This window comes from Rubritalea marina DSM 17716, from assembly GCF_000378105.1.
Lineage (GTDB): Bacteria > Verrucomicrobiota > Verrucomicrobiia > Verrucomicrobiales > Akkermansiaceae > Rubritalea > Rubritalea marina.
On record NZ_KB899264.1, the window covers coordinates 43,750 to 65,474 of the forward strand.

Consider the following 21,725-nt stretch of genomic DNA (forward strand, 5'->3'; position numbering starts at 1 on the left):
GACAAGATCGGTCACACCGAGAGGAGACCGCGTAAATCCTCTTCACTCAGACCATTCATCATCGGCTGAGATTCATCCCCCACAGCGGCACCAATCACGCCACGCTTTTGCTCCTGAAGCTTGAGAATCTTCTCTTCCACAGTCCCCTGAGCAATCAACTTGTAGACGGTAACAGGCTTCGTCTGGCCAATCCGGTACGCGCGGTCAGTCGCCTGAGCTTCCACCGCTGGGTTCCACCACGGGTCAAAATGCACCACGGTGTCAGCCGCGGTGAGATTGAGCCCGTAGCCTCCCGCCTTCAGACTAATCAGAAAGACATCTGGCCCATCGGCGCGCTGAAACCGCTCCACCTCAGCCCCGCGATTGTGCGTAGAACCATCCAAGTAGGCAATGCTGAGCCCCGCCTCCTCCAGTGACTGCCTGATCAACTTCAATGCCTGGGTAAACTGACTAAAGACAAGAACCCGGTGGCCCCCGCGCTTCGCCTCTTCGAGCAGATCTAGCAACATCACAAGCTTCGAAGAAACGGAGTCGATGCCATGCTTCAGCATGCCTTCATCACCCAACAATCGGAGGTCACAGCTCGCCTGGCGGAGGCGCAACAAGGTGGTCAACATGCGCATGCGAGCCGCACCTCCTTCTGCTTCACTCACACGCTCCGCGCCCTTCTTCAATAGTTCCTGATACGCTTCTTTCTGAAGTTTACTCGGCTCACACCAGAGCACCTGTTCCAGCTTCTTCGGGAGGTCTTTCGCCACTTCTGACTTGGTGCGCCGAATCATAAATGGCGCGGTGCGCAAGCGCAGCCTACGCAGCGCACTCGGATCGGATTGTCCACCAGCTAGCTTCGCCTCATAGCGCTGGGCAAAGTCTTCTTGAGTCCCCAAGTAGCCCGGCATCAGGAAGGCAAAAAGCGACCACATATCGCGCACCGCGTTCTCCACTGGCGTTCCCGTCAGGGCGACTCGGTAGTCTGACTGCACCTTGCGCAATGCCTTGGCATTCTGCGTATTTGGGTTGCGGATGATACTCGCCTCGTCGATCACGAGGGCATTCCACTGCCGCTCTTGATATTGTTTGAGGTCCTTCGCGACCAAGGAGTAACTCGTGATCACCAAATCATATTGCTCTATGCTGTCAAAATGCTCATGGCGCTTTGCCCCGTGCATCACCAGCACCTTGAGCCCCGGAGTCCACTGCGCCGCCTCTGATGCCCAGTTCGCAAGCAATGATCGCGGACAAACCACCATCGACGGATGCCCCGGCTTTTGCAGAAGCTCAAGTACCGACAGCGTCTGCAGCGTTTTACCGAGCCCCATATCATCAGCCAACAAGGCAGCACCATCTTCGACGCAGCGCTGATGAAGCCAAGTCACCCCTTCACGTTGGTAAACACGCATCGATGTTGCCACTTTTTGCGGCAGTTTCTGCAGCAATTGTTGATCCACCTCTAGGCTTTGTGACTCACCTGCATAGTAAGCTTTCAAGCGCTTTAGGTAAGCTCCTTGATTCTTCGGCACATAGTACTTCCCGCCTTCCTGGCGCGGATCCGTATCGCGCAGCACCGATTCTACGATCTCGGCATCAAAGTCAGAAATCACGACCTGCTTACCATTCTTGGAGGTCGCCGTACGCTTGCCAGATCGCAGCATCTTTTCGATCGCCTCACGTGGGATCTCACGACCTTCATCTGTAACAAACCCATAATCAAAGGCGAGCCAATCTTGGCCACTACCTTCGAGTTTGAATGTCGGTTTCACCCTCACCAGATTCCCTTTCACAGTGCGCAGTTTGCCAGCCGTAACCACGTGCCATTCTTCCTCAAGCTGCTGCATTGCCCCCGACAGAAATTCCACCACTGCATCAGTACCGTCCAAGACCCAATCGCCCTGACTACCGTTGAGTTGGAAACCACAGCTCATGAGGCGCCCCGCCGCAGCATCCTCTGCATCCACACTGCGCTCGATCCAAGCTCCGGCCTCATCTGGGTCTGCAACAGGGAATTCAGCTTGCGCATGCCCAAAAATCCCCAGAACCACCTCAGCAGCCTCGCTGTAGCAGGCGATCAAGCGCGCCTTCAGCTTATGAGTATCACCGAACATCTCGAGCCTGATCTGAGGGCTCTTCTGGCGGATAGGAATCTGCTGTAGCTGCGTCGGCTCCTGCCAATGCACCACGGCCTCCAAACGATCCAATTGCTGAACAAGCTGCTGCACGGGTAGAAAAACCGCGCCTTGCAAGGTCAATGCCTGCCACAGCCGCTCCGTCAGGCAAGACTGAGTCGGCACCACCAGAAGTACTGCCTGATCGGCCTCCCACATCCAGATTCTACCAGCGCTAAACCACACCCTGCCATGTTGCTCAAGACTGGGGTCCAACGAGAGCTTCACTCGATCACCATCCAGCTCCAGATACACTGGAAGGCGCACGCCATCAGCAGAGACCTGCATCCTTCTCCCCCCAAAACTGAGTCTCCCGTGCCCCGCCAACGACGCCAAAAACTCCAAGGCCCTCTCACCTTTCAAACTCATCATCGGCGGGATCTGCCCACCAGCATGTTTCAACAACCAAGCAGCAAAGCGGCGGTCTGCCTCACTCTCCAGAACATCCTCCCCTTGGAGCTCTTGGAGGCGCATCGATAGCCCACCATCCGGCAATCCTTCGGGAAACTTCGGTGAAAACTCGACGCCAATACGCGGCACCGGCACGCCCTCAGGCAACGCCTCAAGCCTTTCAGGTGACCGGCGCGGTGCGCCTGAAGGCCTCGAACTCCCCCCCGAAGATGCCACTACTGTAGACACCTTTTCTCGAATCCCCAGCACACTAGCGAACATCACAGCCACAGCACAGCGGCAGATTTCGGCACGGCGGCGGCAGGCAGGCTTCGGGCAAACCACATCAATATCGGTATCAGAATGGATGCGTACCGTGACCCGCGTCGGCTTGGCGCCACCACCTTGCAAAGCACCAGTAATGATCGAGCCATTCTGCTGGACCTCTATCACCGAACCTCGCTCATAGAGCTCTTTTCCAGCCTTCGTGGCCTTCCATCCCGCTGCTTTGCGAATCCACGCTTCATCAATCTTCATCACTCGGTTCTTTTCGCTTTCTAGGTTGGCAATTTTTATGCAAGGTCTAGCCGCTAGCTTCAATGCTTAGTATCCACTTTCCAACCTAACTACAATCACCAACGCGCCTAAGAGCACCACCATGAAAGTCGTCGCTATCGCCAACCAAAAAGGAGGAGTCGGAAAAACCACCACCGCGATCTCGCTTTCTGCAGCCCTCGCCGATCTCGGCCAGCGCGTTCTCATGCTCGACCTCGACCCACAAGCCAATGCCACCTCCGGCATCGGCATCGAACCCAACAGCGAAGGCTCAATGTATTACCCCCTCCTCGGCGAGGCGACACTCGCAGAGAAAATTGTGGAAACCCATATCAACAATCTCTCACTGGTACCATCCGGCATGGACCTCGCTGGAGTTGAAATCGAATTAGCGCGTAGCGACGACCATCTCACGAGACTTCGTTCCTTGCTCGATCCCGTGAAACAAGCTGACCTCTTCGACTTTTGCATCCTCGACACACCGCCATCTCTCGGCGTGCTCATGACCGCGTCACTTGCCTCAGCCGATGAAGTCGTCATCCCGCTCCAATGCGAATGGTTCGGGCTCGAAGGACTGGCTAAGATTGTGCATGTGATCCAGCAAATCCGAGAGTCCCACGCCGCCCCAGATCTCACCATCGAAGGCATCCTCATGACCATGTTCGACGGCCGTACCAACCTCTCACGCCAAGTCGTCGAGGAAGTCTCAAACTACTTTCCTGAGCAACTCTACAAAAGCGTCATCCCACGCACCATCCGTATCGGCGAGGCACCATCGCACGGCAAGACGATCTTCGAGCACGATCCCAATGGCATCGGCGCCCTCGCCTACCGCACCGCCGCTAAAGAGTTCCTCCAACGCCGAGGCGTCAAAAAGCGCTCACCAAAGGCGAAGAAGAAAAACAAGCTCAAGTCCTAACGAGCCCTCAGGCTTACAACAAAAAACCCAGGCCTTCACCTGGGTTTGAAAGTCATTCTTATCGGGAAAAAGCTCAGACGTAGCTGAGCTTGGCAGCAGTTGCTTCGATCGCAGTCTCGTTGCTAGCAAGCTCACCAATGGTGTCCCACTTACCTTGCACCAATGCTTCGCGGGCTCCATCAGGCATGTCCATTGCGAACACCTCATTGGCAAATGATACGGTCTTTGCTTCGAGGTCGACCTTCACTTCCGTGCGCGGAGACTCAGCAACCAAACCCATCAGCTTCTCGTTGTCTTTCAGGCTCAGAGAAACACAAGGCATCCCAAGGTTTACCGAGTTGCCAAAGAAAATTTCTGCGAATGACACCCCAACGATCGCGCGAAACCCAAAGCGTCGGATCGATTGTGGTGCATGCTCACGAGATGATCCGCAGCCGAAATTAGGCCCCACCACCATGACGCTAGCACCTTGGTACTCAGACTGATCAATCGGGTGGTTTTTACCGCTTCCATCTTGTTCGAAGCGCTCATCGTAAAACATCCCCTCGGCGAGGTCGTCGAATGTCACACACTTGAGGAAACGCGCTGGGATAATACGATCTGTATCCACATCCGCACCGGGTACCGGCACAGCTGTACCAGCCACTTGTTTGATTGATTCGATAGCCATAACGTGCTGCGAACATTGGGCAGTTCTGCCAGAAAATCAAGACCTGATCACACCCAGTGGATTTGCTCTAGAAAACTTACTTTTTCTCCACCGGTTTCTCCAGCAATGCTGGTCCCTCGAGGTAACCCAAAGAAACCAAGAATGCATCGACATCCAACGTCGTGCGCACAAGGTCATCTCTGCTGAGCCAAATGTTGAAGAACCCATGTTCACGGTCCTGGTAGACCTTCAGCTCACAACGCCCACCAAACTCTTTCATCTTGGCAGTGTAGCGCTCGAGAATCGAAACTGGCAAAAGCGCGTCCTTAGATCCTGAGATAATGATGGTAGGTGGTGGATTCTCGCCAATATTGTGTGCTGGTGAAATATCCTCCCAATAGTCTTTCACCATCCCATGAGCAAAGCCACCAGGACCGTTGTCAAACACGGGATTATACAACAATAGCGCGTTTGGCACTGGGCTCACACTTTGGTCTTCACCATCCTCTTGAAAGGCGTCGCAAAATGCCACAGCCGATGCAATGTGCCCACCTGCAGAACCCCCACCAGCAGCCATGCGCTCTGGATCAACACCAAATTGTGCCGCATTCTTGCGCAACCAACGCATCGCTGAAATACCATCCTTCACACACTCCTTGGGGCTATTTTTGAAGCGCTTGATCGTGCGGTACTCAACAGAGAAAGTCACCATACCTCGGAGTGCGAGGTGTCGGCACTGTGGGTAGAACTGATCCGGCGTCCCGCTGTGCCAGCCCCCACCATGGTAAAATACCGCGGCCGCCCGCTTGTCACTCGGCTGATGCCCTTTCGGGTAGAATGTCTGAATCCGGAGTTCGACTGGCTTACCTTCATGCATCACCGTTTTGTATACCTGCGTAGCGTCCGGCTTCAGGCTGTACTCACCATTGCCAATATCCGCTCCAGTGAACATCTCTTTGGCTGATGATTGCGTGACGAAGCACATCAATAATAGCGCAACTGCTAGAAGTAGGGAGGCAATCAAGTTAGACGAATTTTCTGCGCGGACTGCCGCGACCTTCACTCGGGATTTCATTTGGTATTGTAACATCGGTTGTGTCTGGGATGGAATCATCTTACCCCCTAGATACGACATTGTTAGCCTATACTTTCAACTCCTCCTCATCATATTTCTTAGGAGCCGCATGAACCCCAAAAAAAGTTGAGCCTCCAAAGGGAGAACTTTGGAGGCTCGGGTACAATGCACTTCACCAATGTGAAGCGCCCTGCGGTTTGGCAAAGACAGCCATCGTTGAATTTCCTCTCGATGTCAATGACGGATCACAACACGGGCGCCTGCGGCCCAGCGATACTCCGGTGGTATGTGGAGACTTTGTCTTGGAACCACTTCCACTTCGCGCCTGGTTTGCCGCCATCAAGCAAGTAATGCGGACAATTCTTGTGAGGCTTGGAGAGGCCATGCCGTGGCCAATGGTAATGTGGCACCACGTGTTGCACCGGAATGTCATACTTCCACATCAGGTAGGCCGTCAGCTTTGCCGTGCGGTCGACGGTTTTAGCTCGGCTATTCCCCCGGTTCTCACACATCTCAATCCCAATCGAATAGTGATTTCCAGGTCCCTCAAAATCGGCGTGCTCACCTTGCTCGGTATCCGGGATATGCTGCACGCAAATATCTTGATCCACAGAATAATGCCAGTAAAGGTGGCCCGTGCGATTCACGCCAGCACGTTTGCGGGCTCGGATTTTACCATTCTTGAGCGCCAAGGCATGCCGACGCGCATCGGCACTGGGAGAATAGTTTTGGGTGCTATGAATCGTAATATAGCGCGGCCTCATCGAATGAGGATCCTTGCGAGAATGAGTACCCAAACGAATAAAATCCTTCTCCACGCGAGCCTGACGGTACATCTGCTGAGGGCTCACGCGATATGATGGAGACCCATAGCCCAATGGGCTATTCAGTGGGTTGGTATAGGCCACCGTCATCGCGTCAGAACCCGATGCTAGCGAAGCACTCGTCCCACCACCACTGCAGGAAACCAATGCCAGCGGAGTCAAGCCAGCCAACAGACATAGAAACACACCACGGAGAAAATTCATATTCTTTCAAATAGCACAATTCTGGCCAATCCACGAGTATCAATTACTTACAACCACTCTCAGGCGACCTAAACTGAGACCTAGCCACTCTCAAGTCGAGAAGCGCACCCTCACTTCCCGAAAATAATCTTCTTCGTCTCTGGCCCGATCATAAAGTTCCCGGAGCCAAACGGCTGCACTTCCTCACCCTCATTCACCAAGTACTCGTATGCCTTGATAGGCTTGGTACCTTCTGCATAAGACATCAAATAGACGCGCACACACATCGCTTCTTTCCCCGTACTCCCCTCCAAGCTCTTGGTTGCGAATTGAACCTCATTGAGCCCGTCAATCCCGCCGCCTATCACAATCTCAGCAGCCCGAGTATCTTGAAAGCGATGGTCAGAAATCTTATTCACCTTCACCTTCACCTCACGGCCTGGGCAAAACACGTAAACCTTGGCAATAAACGCGGCAGGGCCAACAGCAATCGGCATCTGTGGTAATCTTCCTGAAGCTTTGAAATCATCTGACTCCACATAGGCATAGTTGCCCTGCTGCAACTGCTTGCGCACATCGGGAAGCGACATGAGATTGATAAAGTCGGCACGGTCATACTTCCACTGCCCACCTTCGTTGACAAAATGTAACAATAACAAGTTGTCGGCAATCTCACCTTTGATCCCAAAATCCACTTTCCCAAAATAACTTAGTGCCGCAGTTGGCCCTAACACATGAGCACGCAGCAACTTCAAATTCCCCACCAATGGCGGCGCAGTCGGCAGATCAAATACCGATTGAGGGTACTCGCGACGCTCCGAATAAATCCGATTCCGCATGCTGAGCTTGCGATTTTTTGCCGTGGTCTGCGTCCATGTTTGCGCATCGCGCTGGCGCACGGCCTTACTCCACGCAGTGTAAACATCCTCCAACACCTTCACCTTGGGCGAGTTGAGAGCTTCCTCAGCTGACACCCCCCCAACACCCAGTAAACATGATGTTAGCACGATGGAAAAAATTCGCTTTATGAACATGCGCTACATTGCACAATGTATTTACCTAGAGGTAAAACTAATTCCTCACTGATCCTAAGAATCATGGAAGCTTCGAACGCAGCCACACCACCAATCGCAGTGATTCGCGACGAAGAATTGCTCCAAAAAGCAACCAAGAAGGAATACACTCAAACGCCTGAAGGGCCACTCTATCTCCACATCTTCGAGCCAAAAAACCACGTTGAAGACCAACGCCGCTCCGCCATCATCTTCTTCCACGGAGGAAATTGGGACCAGTCGATGGTCACCCAATTTGCACCCCAAGCCATCAATTTTGCCTCACTCGGAATGATCGCCATCGTCGCTGAGTACCGCACCTCCTCACAGCACGACTCCAACCCTATCGATGCCGTGGAAGACGCTCAGAACGCCATCCTCTGGATGCGCCAAAACCACCACAAGCTAGGCATCAACCCAGAAAAAATCGTAGCTGCTGGCTCCGGATCCGGCGCACACCTGGCACTCTGCGCAGCCCTACACAAGCGAGTGATCCACGACGAAAGCCACACTTCAAAACCTAACGCACTCATCCTCTGGAGCGCATTGATCGACACCACCAAGCACGGCAACGGCATGGAGCTCTTTACAAGTGCTCGCGAAGCACGCCTCACCAGCCCTACCAAAAACGTGCGCCGTAAATCACCTCCGATGATTTTCTTCCACGGCCAAGAAGATCCATTCATCCCGATCCAACAGGTCGAACGGTTTTGCTCACGACTCAGCCGAAAGAAAAATGACATACGATTCGTTCCCTATAGCAGAGCAACGCATTCATTCTTCAACTTCAACGTCAACCAACACTACTTCATTAGCACCCTAGAGGCTGCCGAAGCATTCCTACACTACCACCACTTTCTCGAACAAACATCAAACCCCTCAGAGCTCGAGCCTCAAACCTACAGAACCCAACCTCGCAGCTAACACACCACGCCGCAATACATCTAGTAGCACCTTGACATCTAGCAATCGGTGTGCGACTTGATAGATCAACAGAATTTTGCACTTCAGACTGCTCAGATAGTGGTCAGCTTTCATTCCCTTCACCATGCCACCACTTCGCCTCATAGTAACCTTGCTCGCCTCCTTTTGGTGCTTGAGCTCCGCGGCATTGGCTGGTCCCTTCAGCACGATTGTGATCGATGCTGGCCATGGCGGTAAAGATGTCGGAGGCAACTACAAGAAAGTCTACGAGAAGCATCTCGCCCTAGATACAGCAATGCGCCTCGAATACATGCTCAAGAAAAAGGGTTACAGAACGCGCATGACGCGCAAATCAGATGTCTTCCTCTCCCTGCAAAAGCGCGCTTCCATCGGCAATCGCTACCGCAACTCAATCTTCATATCGATCCACTACAACTACACCTACCGCAAAGGCGCAGCTGGTGTGGAAACCTTTTACTATTCCAAGCGATCAAAACCGCTAGCACAGTACGTCCACAGTGCCGTTCTTAGCAAGACACGCGCCTACGATCGCAAGGTTAAATTCGCGCGCTACTACGTGATTCGTAACGTGCGAAACCCTTCCATCCTCTTCGAAGGCGGCTTCCTCTCAAATTCCAGAGAAAGGCGCCATTGCCGTAAAGGCTACTACCGCCAGCGCATCGCCGAAGGCATGGTGGCCGGCATCGATCGCTACCAAGCCGCGCGTCGCGCAGGCCGCCTACGTTAGGCACCCAACTTCCTTGAAGCCCTCAGCATCATGCTCTGGGGTTGAAATCGATCCCTGAGCCTTCTGCTTGATTGCGCATAAAGTCAGCCACTTGGAAAAAAAAGGCATTCAAGGCTTCAATCACATCTTCAGGAATCTCGGCAGCCACCATGGCCTTGTGCATCAGCTCCACCCAACGGTCGCGTTCTTTCTCACCGATCGAAAATGGCATATGCCTTGCTCTCAAACGTGGGTGCCCACGTTGTTCAATATAGGTCTGATCCCCGCCCAACCTGAACATCATGAAGTGAAATAGCCGATCTTCAGCTCCTTGCATATCATCTTTTGGGTACATTGGCCCCAAAATCGAGTCATCGGGAACCAAACGGTAAAACTCTGCCACCATGGCACGTACCCCATGTGACCCAATCTTTTCAAAAATTAATTTCTCATCCATCACCTATTCGCTTTTCTTTCATTGGAATTTCAAACTATGCTGCGCCCGCAGTCATCTAGTCTCAATCACTATAGATTCATATGTCTCACGATCAACACCAGCCTACCACTGAATTCCAAGCCCCTCTGCCTGAAGAAATCGATGCGTACCTCGCGAACTACCGAGTGGACACGCTTCTGGCGACTGGCGGCATGGGTGCCGTCTACCAAGGCACTCAGATTTCTTTGGACCGCCCAGTAGCGATCAAAGTGCTCCCACGCGAGCTAAGTGCTCAGCCAGAATTCCGAGATTCCTTCGAAAAAGAGGCCAAGCTAATGGCACGCCTCAACCACCCGAACCTGATCGGCGTATACGACTTTGGCGACATCGACGGCATGCTCTTCATCGCCATGGAATTCGTCAATGGCCAAACCTTATTTGCAGCGCATCACGGCTATCGCGTCGAGCTCACTGGCGCACTCCGAGTGACTGCAAGCATCTGCCGAGGACTCGAGAATGCCCACCAAGCTGGCATCCTCCACCGCGACATCAAACCAGCGAACATTTTCTACAACCAGTATGGTGAACCAAAAATCGGCGATTTCGGCCTCGCTCGTCCATCATCAGACGTCGAGAGCGGCGTCATTTTTGGCACCCCCGGATACACCGCACCCGAAGTCGTGGCGAGTCCACAATCAGTGGGCCCAGCCGCTGACGTCTTCTCGGTAGGCGTGCTTCTATACGAACTGATCACTGCGACACTGCCACAAGAACCGTACCAAGTGATCGACCCGATCAGTCGACCACCAGCTAGCGTCGATGCCATCATTCAGAAAAGCATCCACCCAGACCCAGCAGTACGATACCAGACAGCAGGCGAATTCGCTCAGGCGATCGACGCCGTCCTCGTAGCCGTTCAAGACCCACAGTACGCCATCGCTCAAAAGCTCCAAGTCCCAGTCACCGAGGCCCCCGTGGCACTCCCGCTACAGACCCCCTCAGCGGATGCACCTGCGACCAGCGTACAAGCCCAAGCACCCAGCAAAAAAAGCGGCCTTGGCTTCGCCAGATTCGCCATCATATTGGTACTCCTAGGCGGGATTTATGGCGCCATCGAACTCAAAAAATCTAAGGAAGATCGCATCACCGATGTGGAAGCCAAGCAGGACGAAACCATTGAGAAAATCAATGAAATCAACGAGGAAACAAAGAAAATCGTAGCCGATGAGCGCGCACGCTACGAGCGCCTCAAAAAGACCTCAAAAAAGAAGACTCAAAAAGGGCAGGAGCCGCCGCTCAGCCCACTCCCACCATTGGATATCGACCAGTCGCCCGAGTACTCTAAGCTGCGAGCCAAAGCGGAAGAGCTCGTGACAGCAAAGAACAACAAGTACTACGAACAGATGGAAGCAGTGAGTGACAACATGCTCTGGGACCTAGAAATCCTTGCAGACAAACTCAGTGAAGAAGACCAACAAAGCGAAGCCAACAACATCGAGGTCATCAAAGATAGCATCGACCCCATCACCTTCAAAATCGACAGGTTTTCCAGTGACGTGTCAGACAACGAAAAAATCAACACTCTCGTCAATAGCAGTATCGACAAGCAAGGTAAAATCACTGCCGGCTACGAGGAAGAAATCGACGTGATACGCAAGCACTTCATCAAGCATGTCACCACCTTACGCAAAGGTTTTCGCACCACGAAGCAACGTGTTGAAGAAAAAGATGCCTCGCGCATCCTCAAACGCGCCGGGGAGAGCCCACGCTCGTTTGCCACTATGTTTTAGTCACTCACGAAGACAAAAAGCCCAACAGAACACCGTACAAGATCACCTTGCCCGGTGGTTCATGCCATATTGCGAGTTGGCAAGACATAGCTTATTAGTTAAGTTTTCTTTAATCACCCCAGATGAAGAAAGCCTAACCCCTATAGAGCGAAGATGCCGACCGGTTACCAAGCGCCAACTCCGGCAGAGTTGGACCCCTATTTTCCAGAGTATAAAGTCACCGATTTTATTGCTCAGGGCGGCATGGGTGCTGTATTCAAAGCCACGGAGGTCATGCTTGATCGCCCAGTGGCCATCAAGATTCTACCGTACGAGCTAGGCCTCAAGCCTGAGTTCAGTGATTCCTTTGCACGCGAGGCCAAGATCATGGCCAAGCTCAATCATCCCAACCTGGTTAAAGTCTACAGCTTCGGCAACATGAGCGGGATGTTCTACATCGTGATGGAATTCGTCGCCGGCAAGTCACTTTACGCCTCAGCAAAAGGCAAACGCGTGCGCATGCATGAAGCGGGAAGGCTCATTAGTTCTATCTGCCGTGGCCTACACCACGCGCACAAGCAAGGTCTGATCCACCGCGATATCAAGCCCGCTAATATCCTCATCAATGCCCACGCTGAGCCGAAAATCGTCGACTTCGGACTCGCGCACTCACTCGGCAATGAGGGCGCCGCCAGCATGATTTTCGGCACCAAAGGCTACGCGGCACCTGAAATCACGGCTTCACCGGATTCGGTCGATCTGCGCGCAGACATCTTCTCTACCGGAGTCATGCTCTACGAACTCCTCACTGGTGAGCGCCCAAGCACACCATACATCCCAGCATCTGAAATCAGCGATTCCCACCCAGACTTCGACCCCATCATCGAAAAGGCAATCGACCCCAAGCCCCACCTTCGCTACAACTCAGCTTTCACAATGGCTGAAGAGATCGAGCAATTGGTGAAACAACTCGAGGAAGAGAAGTACGAGAACATGAAAGCCGAGCGAACAGTGCAACTCGACACGCAGCCGCATGTCATGCCCTCCGAAAAATCAAAATTCATGGGTCAGCTCGCCTTCTACCTGACATTGATCATTGCCTCAATCGCGCTCTTCGCGACCATCATGATCTTCATTGGCTAATTCCGGCTCACCTGTTATTGCTGCCGCCATGAACCTTAGCTTCACCCGCGTCGTAAGCGACGACATTGATTCTTTAATCCACGATGAAGAACTTGTCCTCGCGCTCGTCACCGAGCTTGGCTTCGACTCAAGTGCCCTCATTCAGGTAGCATCCAATGCAGAGCAAGCCGACCCAGAAGCACTCTTTCAGCTACTCAATGAACGCTGGAGCGGCGAGGGACAGGTCTTCTCCCTGGAGGACCAACTGCCACTCCTCCTCCACTGCGTGCAACTCCTCAGTGGCGACCACACACTACTCAGCTCCATTCTCAAACGCAGTCGCGCCATCCCCGTCTCCCACGCCGGCGAAAGCATCCGCGTGCTCTTCCCCCACCAAGTCATCGAGATTCACGAAAGCCTCCAAGAAATTGCCGTAGAAGCACTCCAAGCTAAGGTCGACGTCGCAGGAATCAATCATGCCATCGTGCCACCGCATGGCTCAGATTGGAGCGAACAAGAAATGATCACCGCTCCGCTCTGGCAGATTTATGACGGGTTCTGTCGCTTTTTTGAAAATGCAGCAAACCAAGAGGCATACATTTTAATCGCTCATCACGAGCAAGGATAAGTCACGCATCAACGCAGCGCAGTGACTACTGGCAAAGGCTAAAAGGAGCACAAGCACGCAGCTGCTCCGTGTCTGGGGACGTGTCTCGCAGCAAGGCAGCCACCTCCGCCACAGATCCATTCTTTAGAATCTTTTCCCACTCCAAATAGACGCCACGGGCGGCACAAAATGGGCGCTTGAGTTGATCACGCACCTTGGAAAGCCCGCTCTCAATCACTCCAGGATGCGACTCGACAAACTCAGCAAGTCGCGAATGCACACGCTGCTGGCGCGCCTTCATGCGCTCCAATCCTGCACGCTTATTCTCAAGCATTTGTTCGATATCGAAAGACTCAACCATGTCCGCTCAACCTAGAGAGTAAATCATCTCATGTAAAGCATGAGATTCTAAAACACGAGAGAAGCCCCGTCTGCGATTATGAGACATCATCGCTTGTTAGTTTGAGATCAAATGGTATAAATAGAATCGCTGCTGGGAATAATCTCAGCTCTCCGCCCTCCTATTGACGCATGCTAAGCAAAATCACAGGAACTTTTTTACTTTGTCTCATGACCTTGGTCATGGCGATGGAGCATCCTGTGCTCAACTTCTGTGCGTGCTTGAAGAGCTTCAGCATCGGCCATTGCGCCTGCGAAGTCGTGGAGCTCCCACCCGCTGAGCCCGATTGCTGTCACAACGGACAAGCGCAGGCTGATCTAGCATCTGTAGATCCCAAACCTTGCCCGCCTGAACAATGCGCAACCACCATCGATTTTGATATTGGTGACATCTCGCACATCTACCTCTACGACAAAGTAGAAACAGTCTACCACTCAGATTTTCAGTCCACATCCGGCACAGCACCTTTCTTGCGCCCCCAGCAACTTCACTTCAGAGTGATGGAAAACCCAAGTCGCGGCAGCCCAGCATCGCCGCCACCGCTGCCACTCCACAAGATGGTAGCCGTCTTTTTGATTTGATCTATTGAGTTTCGCCAAGCTGCTAGTTTCAGCTTTGGCCTGAATTGCTGGTCCCTTTGACCACCCGCAATCCTATTTTATGGAGCCATAGGCCCCGTTTTTTCCCCACTCAATCCATCAGTCCATGTCTTTAGATATTCTCACCACTGCAGCTAGCCATAGCGCAACACAATCTCAACACAACAAACCAAGACGCTCGCTCGCCTGGCTCCTTCCTTGTGGGCTTCTCGTAGGCTTTGTGCTCATCCTAGCCATTCTTTTTGGCGAACGTTTGATCCCTGCACAACAGGTTCAGGTATCTCAAGCCATCACCTTGCGTAGCGATGACGCCTCCCTTCCGGTTAGCACCGCGAGCGACCAAATGCTCTTTCAAGCATCCGGCTGGATCGAACCCGACCCATACATCACCTATGTCCCCACCCTCATCAATGGAGTGGTAGAATCTATCGAAGCACTGGAGGGAGACATCGTAAAAAAAGGGCAGGAAATCGCACGACTCATCAACGACGACCAAACTCTAGCACTCAATGCTGCAAGGCAACAACTCGTCAGCCACAAACGCAACATCAGCGCACATTGCGAAGGCATTCCAATCCTCAACGCACAGATCGATGCCGCGAGGAAAAATATCGCAGCGCAGCAAGCCATGCTAGACCTGGAAAAAGACAACCTCAAGCGAGTTGAAGAACTCGGCGGCGACGCCGTCTCCGTGCAAACCATCGTCAAAACCCGCTTCGCAGTCACTCGCCACATGGCACTCGTCGCCCAAGCTGAAGCACAAGTCCCAGAACTCGAGGGCAAGATCAAGCAGCTGGATGCGGAGCGTGAATCGATGGAAGCCAAACTTGATGAGCTCCAGACAAAGGTCAGCCAAGCCCAACTCGCGCTAGACCGCACCATCATCACCGCCCCGATCGACGGCGTCGTCCTCCACTTGCATGCCGTGCCTGGTAAAAAACGGATGCTCAACATGGATGACCCCAAGTCCGCGGTATTGGTGGAACTTTACGACCCCCAGAAGCTCCAAGCCCGCATCGATGTCCCGCTCAACGAGGCAGCAGGACTTCAGATTGGGCAAGCCGTCGAGCTCGTCAGCGACTTCCTCCCGAACACCACCTTCCGCGGGTCAGTCACACGCATCAATGGCCAGGCCGACCTCCAGCGCAACACCCTACAAGTCAAAGTCGCCATCCACAACCCAGACATCCGCCTTCGCCCAGATATGCTGGTGCGAGCGAAATTCTACGCACCTGAGACCAACGCATCCACCACCAATCCAGCTGCCCCACACACCGGCACCAAGCTCGCCATCTACCTTCCAAGCAAGGCATTGATCAATGACGCTCAAGTCTGGATCGTAGGAAGTAAACACCGCGCCGAACTCCGTGACATCACCCTAGGCAACTCGACGCGCGACGACCACATCCAAGCCACCAGTGGGGTGCGCTCTGGCGAACTGGTGGTACTCCCACCTCACAGCCACCTCTCAGTCGGCGACAAACTCTCATTCACCACCCAATTCTAAGCCATGGAACCACTCATCCAAATCAACGCTGCTACCAAAAGCTTTCAAAAAAATAAAGAAACCATCACCCCGCTCGACTCACTCTCGCTCGACGTGGCCAAAGGAGAATTCCTCTCCTTGATGGGACCCTCTGGCTCTGGAAAAACCACCTTATTGAACCTGATTGCAGGCATCGACTCACCAAGCGCTGGAGAGATCAGAATCCACGGCAGAGACATCGCAAAACTCAGCCGCGCTCAACTCACTCGTTGGCGTGCCGAGCACGTTGGCTACATCTTCCAGCTCTACCATCTGGTACCCATCCTCTCGGCCTACGAGAATGTCGAGCTGCCCCTCCTCTTGGGCAAATGGACCAAGGCCGAACGCAAGGCCAAGGTCATGGCTGCGCTTGAGCTTGTAGGGCTCTCAGATCGCGCCGACCACCGCCCCTCTGAGCTCTCAGGAGGTCAGGAACAACGCGTCGCCATTGCCCGCGCTATCGTCCATGACCCCGCCTTGCTCGTCGCCGACGAACCAACTGGCGACCTCGATCGCGAGTCAGCAGATGCCATTCTTAAGCTCCTCAGCACCCTCGCTGAAGAACACAACAAGACCATCATCATGGTCACCCACGACCCCAAAGCCGCCGCTGCTGCACACCGTGCTCTCCAGCTCGAGAAAGGCCAACTGGTCACCTCAGGCCACTTGCTCAACCACATGCCTACCTAATCCCATGCAGATGCTCATACTCGCTTGGAAAAACCTGACGCGCCACAGAATGCGCTCGCTCTTGACCATCCTTGGGGTGGCCGCCGGCATGTTCCTCTATACCTCGGTACAGACGATGCAGCACTCGCTAGCCAACGCCACTGACAGCAATGCCGATGACACTACCTTGGTAGTCTACCGCGAAAATCGCTTCTGCCCGATGACCTCCCGACTGCCAGAACACTACGCCGCCACCATTGCCAAACTCGATGGCGTGCGTGAGGTCATCCCCATCCAGATCACCGTCAACAATTGCGGAGCCTCTCTTGACGTCATCACATTCCGCGGGGTCCCTCCTGAAACCCTACAGAAGTACAACCCCAACTTGGTCGTGACCGAAGGTTCTTACGACACCTTCCTCTCACGTACTGATGCCGCCCTCGTCGGCTCACACTTCGCCCAACGTCGCGGGCTCAAACCTGGCGATAAATTTGAAGCTGTAGGGATCAACGTAGAAGTCGCTGGCATCATCACCTCAGACGCCCCTCAAGACCAAAACGTCGCCTACGTCCACCTACCCTTCCTGCAACAAGCCTCAAAAGTTGGCCTCGGAGTCGTCACCCAGTTCAATGTCAAAGTACAGGATGCCAGCATGCTTGAGGCCGTGGCCACCGCAATCGATGAAACCTTCAGCTCAGACCAACAACCCACCAACACACGACCCGAAAAAGCCTTCTTTGCCGAAACTGCCAAGCAGATGATTGAGCTCATTAATTTCACCCGCTGGCTCGGCATTGGAGCCGTGATCGCAGTGCTCGGTTTGGTCGCAAATGCCGTGCTCCTCATCGTACGTGGCCGGGTCAAAGAAACCGCAATCCTCCAGACCTTGGGGTTCTCGCGCACGCAAATTGGCATCATGGTTCTCAGCGAAGGTTCTTTGCTAGGCACCATCGGCGGAGCTCTTGGTGTCTTCGGCTCAGCCGCATTCTTCTTCATGAAATCCTTCACCCTCGGCAATGAAGGGCTCACGCTCGCCATTTCCCCGAGTCTTGGAGTTGTACTCTCTGGGCTACTCATCGCCCTCACCCTTGGCCTCTTCGCCTCACTCTACCCAGCCTGGAAAGCCACCGCAAAACCACTGGTCCAATCTCTCAGTTCCTAAGCTCATGCTACCCTTCTCATACGCACTCAGAAACCTTTTCCGCGACCCCGCGCGCCTCGCGCAGACCGTCGGAGGATCAGCCATCGTCGTGCTCTTACTCGTCGCCGCCGTGGCTCTAAACCAAGGCATGGACGCAGTCCTCTCATCATCAGGATCCCCGCGCAACGTCATCCTCATGGGCAAAGGCTCGGAGGAATCGATCCAACGCTCTGAGGTGCACCTCGAGGCCGAAGCCATTGCCGCCACTTCCATCCGCGGGATTCAAGAACAACTGGGCGCCCCCTCCATCTCAGGGGAAATCTTCTACCAAGCACCCTTGCGCACCCGTTCAGGCGTGGAAGAGCAGGCGCTGTTGCGCGGCGTTCTAGAGAACGCCCTGCTCGTTCACCGCTCGGTCTCCTTGCGTGAGGGGCGCTTCCCTCAGTCTGGGGAAATCATGGTGGGCCACCTCGCACACCGCAAGCTCGGCGTCGACCCCAGCGAGACAGCCATCGGCCAGTCGCTCCACTTTGAGAATGCCGAATTCACCATTGTCGGCATCTTTGAAGCTCCAGGCACCGTCTTGGAGAGTGAAGTCTGGTTCGACCGCAATGACCTCGCCACACTAAGCCAACGCGACAGCCTCTCCTCAATCACCATACGGCTTGCTCCAACCGCAGATTTTGATGATGTCGAGGTATTCACCTTCCAACGCAACGACCTCGAGCTCGCAGCCATCCGCGAAGACCACTACTATGACAAGCTAGGCACCTTCTACAAACCAATCCAAGTCATGACCTGGGTCACCGCCGCCTTAGTCGCCGCCGGGGCTATCTTCGGCGGGCTCAACACCCTCTACGCCGCCTTTGCCGCCCGCGTCAAAGAAATGGCCACATTGCAGTCCATCGGCTACACCCGTAAGGCCCTCTTCGTCTCCTTGATCCAAGAATCCCTACTTGCTACATTATGTGGCACCCTGCTCGCCTTGGTGCTCGCTTACTTTCTGCTAGACGGCCAGAGCGTGCCTTTCTCGATTGGCACTTTCACGCTCACGCTCACCCCCAGCGTGCTTGCCACTGGCGTGATCACCGGGATCTTACTCGGCACGCTCGGCACCCTACCTCCAGCATACCGCTGTCTCGCGCCCACACTCCCCACCGCACTTCGCTCCGATTAACCCGAAATCACAAATCACAAATCATGAAACCATACATCCTCATCTCAGCCCTCGCACTCAGCCTCGTAGCCTGCTCAGAAAAGCCAGCCAGCACCGAAAGCAAGCCCGCGAGCGAGTCCACCGAATCAAGTCTCAGCACCTACTTTGTAGACACGCCCCACGCTGACGCCATCAGCATCCACACACTCCGCAGCCAAGCCAAAGCTGGCGAGCAAGTCACCTTCAATGGCAAGGTCCTCGGTGCCAAAACCGTGCTCGTCGACAAGCGCGCCATCATGCTCCTCGGGGACCCTGAGGTTCTCATCTCTTGCGACATAGGCCATGATGACAACTGCCCAACTCCATGGGACGTCTGCTGCACTGACGTCGATACCGTCAATGCCAACATCGTCACCATCCAAGTCGTCGATGCCGAGGGCCGCCCACTCAAGCAAGGGCTGCGTGGCGTCAACAACCTCACCGAGCTCAGCCACGTCACCCTCAGCGGCACCGTCGCCGAGGGCTCCAGCGACAGCAACATGATCGTCAATGCCGAAAGCATCTACGTACTCCAGAAACCATAGAATGTTACCCAAGAGCCGCCACTCTCAGTGGCGTCCCAAAAAGCTATCTCACTCATGAGATAGCTTTTTTACTAGATGCTGAAACCCAAACCACAAAATCTAACAACCAAAATCAAACTATGGCTGGCGTAATCGCAGAGTAGTTGATACTACTTTCGACGTTGAAGGCCTTATTTGTTAGATTCTTACCTGCAGTATGGATATTTAGTTCATGTTCCGGGCCGCATGGCGTGAGCACCCACGATGCTTTGGTGATGACTTTTGGCGGAGTGGAGAAACTTGAGGGCGAGCAAAGCCTGCGTGAGGGCGAGAAATATTGGGATTTTGAATTCACCCCAGATCGCGAGATGAGCAAGCAACTAGCTCAGCAATGCGCTAAATACCAGGCGGGGCTCTGGGCGAAGGAGCAAGGGAACCCAGGATTCTACCTACTAGACTCCGAAGCTGAGCTTCTCGAGATGGTCATCGATATGCCCAAGCAAACCGTAGTTGGCTACTACGAAAGCAAACCCTACACCTCGACGGTGAGACTCTACAACGGCGAACAAATGCCCGTCACCAAATACGAAAAAGTCTGGGTGCCACAGAAGGAAATCCCAGCACACCGTAAGCGTGTGGAACGCTGGAAAATCACCCTCAAGGTCTCACTCAGCGCACAAACCGGTGCGAAGTTTATCCAGACTTAGCCAATGGCGAGACCTCATTGGGAGAGAAGGATCGCCCATGGGGCGGGTTCTTTTTGTGCATATCGTGCATATAGCGTGCATATAGGGACAGGCACGATGTAGCTGCATATAGAGAGCTCGTACGCATATGGGGACAGGCACGATGTAGTGCTCTGTATGGAGCCTGGCACCATGTATGCGATGTCAAATCGGTGCGTAACACCTACTCACTAGATTTCTTCCATTTTATATCCATTCAGCACGGAATATTCCAGTAGTCGATTCTTTTTGAGCATTACCAAAACTTCCCACTGCATATAGGGACAGGCACGATGTAGTGGAAACTGTCGTTGCCGATGACACTCGGGTGCTCATTGACAATGTACTTGGACTTGCTCCGACCAATGACATCACCGTGGATGTTACCGACATTGTGACGGATTGGGTCAATGGAGTGGAGAGCAATACCGGATTTAGCCTTCATTACGATGACAATGTCTATCAGGGAGTAGGCCTGAGCAATGCAAAGTTAGTGGTGACTACGGATTCTGGTGTCACTGCTGTTCCCGAACTTAATGTAATGATTTTATTCACGCTGAGCGGTTTGATTTTTTCGGTACATAGACGACGCGCATAGTTGCTTGTTCGTCTCTACCCAAGACTGAACTGAGCTCAGTGAGCTAAAAATGAGACGATTTTTGGTCTCCTCATCAAGTGTGAGGGCGCACTTCGCACGCATCCTTCAAATGCTGTCGATGGGCGTAGATGCGAGACTCTTTGGTGTACGGCATCTTCTTCGCTCCATGGGTGCGATTCGCATAAGCCTCGCCGCATTGATCTTGCAGCGCGCTGAAGCCATCCTCGACAAATTCTTTAGAACCAAAGATCACACCATCCACCGCAAAACGTAGCTTGCAGCGCAGCATCTGACGCCAGTTCAACTTGCCTCCGCCATTGAGGATTTGCTCTACCTCTTTTCTATCAAAACCTAGCTTACGCTTCCTCCGCGCCGACTGTGACTCACCAGGAATGGCATCTCCTACAGCCGCCTCCCCTTCTTCTGCTAGCATGCAACGATAGCGCGCACTCTCGCTTCTGAAGTCGAAGCTTCTCTCCTCTTTCAGACTTCCTTTCTTGTCGTGTTCAGCTTGCCTCAAACTGGCCAAGTATTCATGCATCTTCTCCCTGCCGACCGCCTTCCACGCCTCGCAGAGCTCAAAGCTACTCTCGTGCAACATCAAGGCCAGCAACCCAGTTTGTGCGTCCTTTGAGCTCCCATGAGCTGCAGCGTAGCCGCACCATCTGAAGTCCAGCGGTTCCTTCACGATTCCAGCTCGTAAAGGATTAAGGTCAATATATGCAGCGATAAAGCGTGCATGCCAGCCACCTTGGACTTGCACGCTGGTAAAGCGCCCTTGCCACAAGGTCCCTTCTTTCCGCTGTTCCTTGTTGAACCATCGGCTGTAGCCTTGCTTGATCGAGCGCATGAACTCCGAAAGGTTCCACATCCTGCGGGTGTAGGGTTCTCTTATCGCACGCACAGCAGCATCACGCTTTTCAACATCGGGTATCGCGCGGGCTGTGGCCAAGCG

Annotated in this window: 22 protein-coding genes; 13 read left to right on the forward strand and 9 right to left on the reverse strand. The window is 53.7% G+C overall.

Annotation, left to right across the window (positions count from 1 at the left end):
• Positions 1-11: 11 nt before the first annotated feature.
• On the reverse strand, positions 12-3,089 hold the full coding sequence (locus tag F454_RS15945; RefSeq protein ID WP_018970940.1) for a DEAD/DEAH box helicase: 3,078 nt from the start codon (positions 3,087-3,089) through the stop codon (positions 12-14).
• Between the two features lie 121 nt (positions 3,090-3,210).
• Between F454_RS15945 and F454_RS15140 the strand changes: the two genes are divergently transcribed.
• A complete protein-coding gene (locus F454_RS15140; protein ID WP_018970941.1) occupies positions 3,211-4,026 on the forward strand; it encodes a ParA family protein in 816 nt (271 codons plus the stop codon).
• 73 nt (positions 4,027-4,099) lie between these two features.
• Here the strand turns inward: F454_RS15140 and leuD are convergent, their stop codons facing one another.
• The 4 genes from leuD to F454_RS0112220 form a co-directional block, all read right to left on the reverse strand.
• Positions 4,100-4,696, reverse strand: coding sequence for a 3-isopropylmalate dehydratase small subunit (gene leuD / locus F454_RS0112205; RefSeq protein ID WP_018970942.1), 597 nt, complete (start codon positions 4,694-4,696; stop codon positions 4,100-4,102).
• 76 nt (positions 4,697-4,772) lie between these two features.
• Positions 4,773-5,765 carry an alpha/beta hydrolase gene (locus F454_RS15145; RefSeq protein WP_205619041.1) on the reverse strand — a complete coding sequence of 331 codons (993 nt, stop codon included), beginning with the start codon at positions 5,763-5,765 and terminating at the stop codon, positions 4,773-4,775.
• A 230-nt stretch (positions 5,766-5,995) separates the two neighbouring features.
• Positions 5,996-6,778, reverse strand: coding sequence for a peptidoglycan recognition protein family protein (locus F454_RS15950; protein WP_018970944.1), 783 nt, complete (start codon positions 6,776-6,778; stop codon positions 5,996-5,998).
• A gap of 110 nt (positions 6,779-6,888) precedes the next feature.
• Positions 6,889-7,764, reverse strand: a complete 876-nt coding sequence (locus tag F454_RS0112220) for a hypothetical protein (RefSeq protein ID WP_156817272.1) — start codon at positions 7,762-7,764, stop codon at positions 6,889-6,891.
• Between the two features lie 90 nt (positions 7,765-7,854).
• Between F454_RS0112220 and F454_RS15955 the strand changes: the two genes are divergently transcribed.
• Positions 7,855-8,733 (forward strand): alpha/beta hydrolase, encoded by an 879-nt coding sequence (locus F454_RS15955; RefSeq protein WP_018970946.1) that lies wholly within the window; start codon positions 7,855-7,857, stop codon positions 8,731-8,733.
• A 124-nt stretch (positions 8,734-8,857) separates the two neighbouring features.
• Entirely contained in the window at positions 8,858-9,481 is a 624-nt protein-coding gene (locus F454_RS0112230; protein WP_018970947.1) for an N-acetylmuramoyl-L-alanine amidase family protein, read from the forward strand.
• 28 nt (positions 9,482-9,509) lie between these two features.
• Here the strand turns inward: F454_RS0112230 and F454_RS0112235 are convergent, their stop codons facing one another.
• Positions 9,510-9,917 (reverse strand): globin domain-containing protein, encoded by a 408-nt coding sequence (locus tag F454_RS0112235; protein WP_018970948.1) that lies wholly within the window; start codon positions 9,915-9,917, stop codon positions 9,510-9,512.
• 80 nt (positions 9,918-9,997) lie between these two features.
• Here F454_RS0112235 and F454_RS0112240 point away from each other — a divergent pair, with 80 nt between their 5' ends.
• The 3 genes from F454_RS0112240 to F454_RS0112250 all read left to right on the forward strand — a co-directional run bounded on the left by F454_RS0112240 (position 9,998) and on the right by F454_RS0112250 (position 13,415).
• Entirely contained in the window at positions 9,998-11,686 is a 1,689-nt protein-coding gene (locus F454_RS0112240; protein WP_026292886.1) for a serine/threonine protein kinase, read from the forward strand.
• A gap of 153 nt (positions 11,687-11,839) precedes the next feature.
• Entirely contained in the window at positions 11,840-12,808 is a 969-nt protein-coding gene (locus tag F454_RS15160; protein ID WP_018970949.1) for a serine/threonine protein kinase, read from the forward strand.
• A 28-nt stretch (positions 12,809-12,836) separates the two neighbouring features.
• The gene (locus tag F454_RS0112250) at positions 12,837-13,415 is read left to right on the forward strand and encodes a DUF1877 family protein (protein ID WP_018970950.1); all 579 of its coding nucleotides are present in this window, start codon (positions 12,837-12,839) and stop codon (positions 13,413-13,415) included.
• A 25-nt stretch (positions 13,416-13,440) separates the two neighbouring features.
• Here F454_RS0112250 and F454_RS0112255 read toward each other — a convergent pair whose 3' ends face one another.
• Entirely contained in the window at positions 13,441-13,755 is a 315-nt protein-coding gene (locus F454_RS0112255; protein WP_018970951.1) for a hypothetical protein, read from the reverse strand.
• Between the two features lie 209 nt (positions 13,756-13,964).
• Between F454_RS0112255 and F454_RS0112260 the strand changes: the two genes are divergently transcribed.
• The 7 genes from F454_RS0112260 to F454_RS0112290 all read left to right on the forward strand — a co-directional run bounded on the left by F454_RS0112260 (position 13,965) and on the right by F454_RS0112290 (position 20,154).
• Positions 13,965-14,375: a hypothetical protein gene (locus tag F454_RS0112260; RefSeq protein ID WP_018970952.1), complete on the forward strand. Its 411-nt coding sequence runs from the start codon at positions 13,965-13,967 to the stop codon at positions 14,373-14,375.
• A 124-nt stretch (positions 14,376-14,499) separates the two neighbouring features.
• Positions 14,500-15,900 carry an efflux RND transporter periplasmic adaptor subunit gene (locus F454_RS0112265; RefSeq protein ID WP_018970953.1) on the forward strand — a complete coding sequence of 467 codons (1,401 nt, stop codon included), beginning with the start codon at positions 14,500-14,502 and terminating at the stop codon, positions 15,898-15,900.
• Positions 15,901-15,903: 3 nt separating this feature from the next.
• Complete coding sequence (locus tag F454_RS0112270; protein WP_018970954.1) at positions 15,904-16,608, forward strand: ABC transporter ATP-binding protein; 705 nt, start codon at positions 15,904-15,906, stop codon at positions 16,606-16,608.
• A 4-nt stretch (positions 16,609-16,612) separates the two neighbouring features.
• Positions 16,613-17,749, forward strand: coding sequence for an ABC transporter permease (locus F454_RS0112275; protein WP_018970955.1), 1,137 nt, complete (start codon positions 16,613-16,615; stop codon positions 17,747-17,749).
• A 4-nt stretch (positions 17,750-17,753) separates the two neighbouring features.
• A complete protein-coding gene (locus tag F454_RS0112280; protein ID WP_018970956.1) occupies positions 17,754-18,905 on the forward strand; it encodes an ABC transporter permease in 1,152 nt (383 codons plus the stop codon).
• 23 nt (positions 18,906-18,928) lie between these two features.
• Positions 18,929-19,468 (forward strand): hypothetical protein, encoded by a 540-nt coding sequence (locus tag F454_RS15960; protein WP_018970957.1) that lies wholly within the window; start codon positions 18,929-18,931, stop codon positions 19,466-19,468.
• Between the two features lie 230 nt (positions 19,469-19,698).
• Positions 19,699-20,154: a hypothetical protein gene (locus tag F454_RS0112290; protein ID WP_156817273.1), complete on the forward strand. Its 456-nt coding sequence runs from the start codon at positions 19,699-19,701 to the stop codon at positions 20,152-20,154.
• A 274-nt stretch (positions 20,155-20,428) separates the two neighbouring features.
• On the opposite strand, the gene F454_RS16420 is transcribed toward F454_RS0112290, so the two are convergent.
• Entirely contained in the window at positions 20,429-20,617 is a 189-nt protein-coding gene (locus tag F454_RS16420; RefSeq protein ID WP_156817274.1) for a hypothetical protein, read from the reverse strand.
• 226 nt (positions 20,618-20,843) lie between these two features.
• A partial coding sequence (locus F454_RS15965) for a transposase (protein WP_018970960.1) occupies positions 20,844-21,725 on the reverse strand: 882 nt, incomplete at its 5' end.

Coding starts and splice junctions, on each gene's coding strand:
- leuD (WP_018970942.1), bottom strand. CDS start 4,696: ATGGCTATCGAATCAATCAAACAAGTGGCTGGTACAGCTGTGCCGGTA.
- F454_RS15160 (WP_018970949.1), top strand. CDS start 11,840: ATGCCGACCGGTTACCAAGCGCCAACTCCGGCAGAGTTGGACCCCTAT.
- F454_RS0112265 (WP_018970953.1), top strand. CDS start 14,500: ATGTCTTTAGATATTCTCACCACTGCAGCTAGCCATAGCGCAACACAA.
- F454_RS15140 (WP_018970941.1), top strand. CDS start 3,211: ATGAAAGTCGTCGCTATCGCCAACCAAAAAGGAGGAGTCGGAAAAACC.
- F454_RS0112255 (WP_018970951.1), bottom strand. CDS start 13,755: ATGGTTGAGTCTTTCGATATCGAACAAATGCTTGAGAATAAGCGTGCA.
- F454_RS0112235 (WP_018970948.1), bottom strand. CDS start 9,917: ATGGATGAGAAATTAATTTTTGAAAAGATTGGGTCACATGGGGTACGT.
- F454_RS0112250 (WP_018970950.1), top strand. CDS start 12,837: ATGAACCTTAGCTTCACCCGCGTCGTAAGCGACGACATTGATTCTTTA.
- F454_RS0112240 (WP_026292886.1), top strand. CDS start 9,998: ATGTCTCACGATCAACACCAGCCTACCACTGAATTCCAAGCCCCTCTG.
- F454_RS15950 (WP_018970944.1), bottom strand. CDS start 6,778: ATGAATTTTCTCCGTGGTGTGTTTCTATGTCTGTTGGCTGGCTTGACT.
- F454_RS15955 (WP_018970946.1), top strand. CDS start 7,855: ATGGAAGCTTCGAACGCAGCCACACCACCAATCGCAGTGATTCGCGAC.
- F454_RS15960 (WP_018970957.1), top strand. CDS start 18,929: ATGAAACCATACATCCTCATCTCAGCCCTCGCACTCAGCCTCGTAGCC.
- F454_RS0112270 (WP_018970954.1), top strand. CDS start 15,904: ATGGAACCACTCATCCAAATCAACGCTGCTACCAAAAGCTTTCAAAAA.
- F454_RS0112230 (WP_018970947.1), top strand. CDS start 8,858: ATGCCACCACTTCGCCTCATAGTAACCTTGCTCGCCTCCTTTTGGTGC.
- F454_RS15945 (WP_018970940.1), bottom strand. CDS start 3,089: ATGAAGATTGATGAAGCGTGGATTCGCAAAGCAGCGGGATGGAAGGCC.
- F454_RS15145 (WP_205619041.1), bottom strand. CDS start 5,765: ATGTTACAATACCAAATGAAATCCCGAGTGAAGGTCGCGGCAGTCCGC.
- F454_RS0112260 (WP_018970952.1), top strand. CDS start 13,965: ATGACCTTGGTCATGGCGATGGAGCATCCTGTGCTCAACTTCTGTGCG.
- F454_RS16420 (WP_156817274.1), bottom strand. CDS start 20,617: ATGAAGGCTAAATCCGGTATTGCTCTCCACTCCATTGACCCAATCCGT.
- F454_RS0112275 (WP_018970955.1), top strand. CDS start 16,613: ATGCAGATGCTCATACTCGCTTGGAAAAACCTGACGCGCCACAGAATG.
- F454_RS0112280 (WP_018970956.1), top strand. CDS start 17,754: ATGCTACCCTTCTCATACGCACTCAGAAACCTTTTCCGCGACCCCGCG.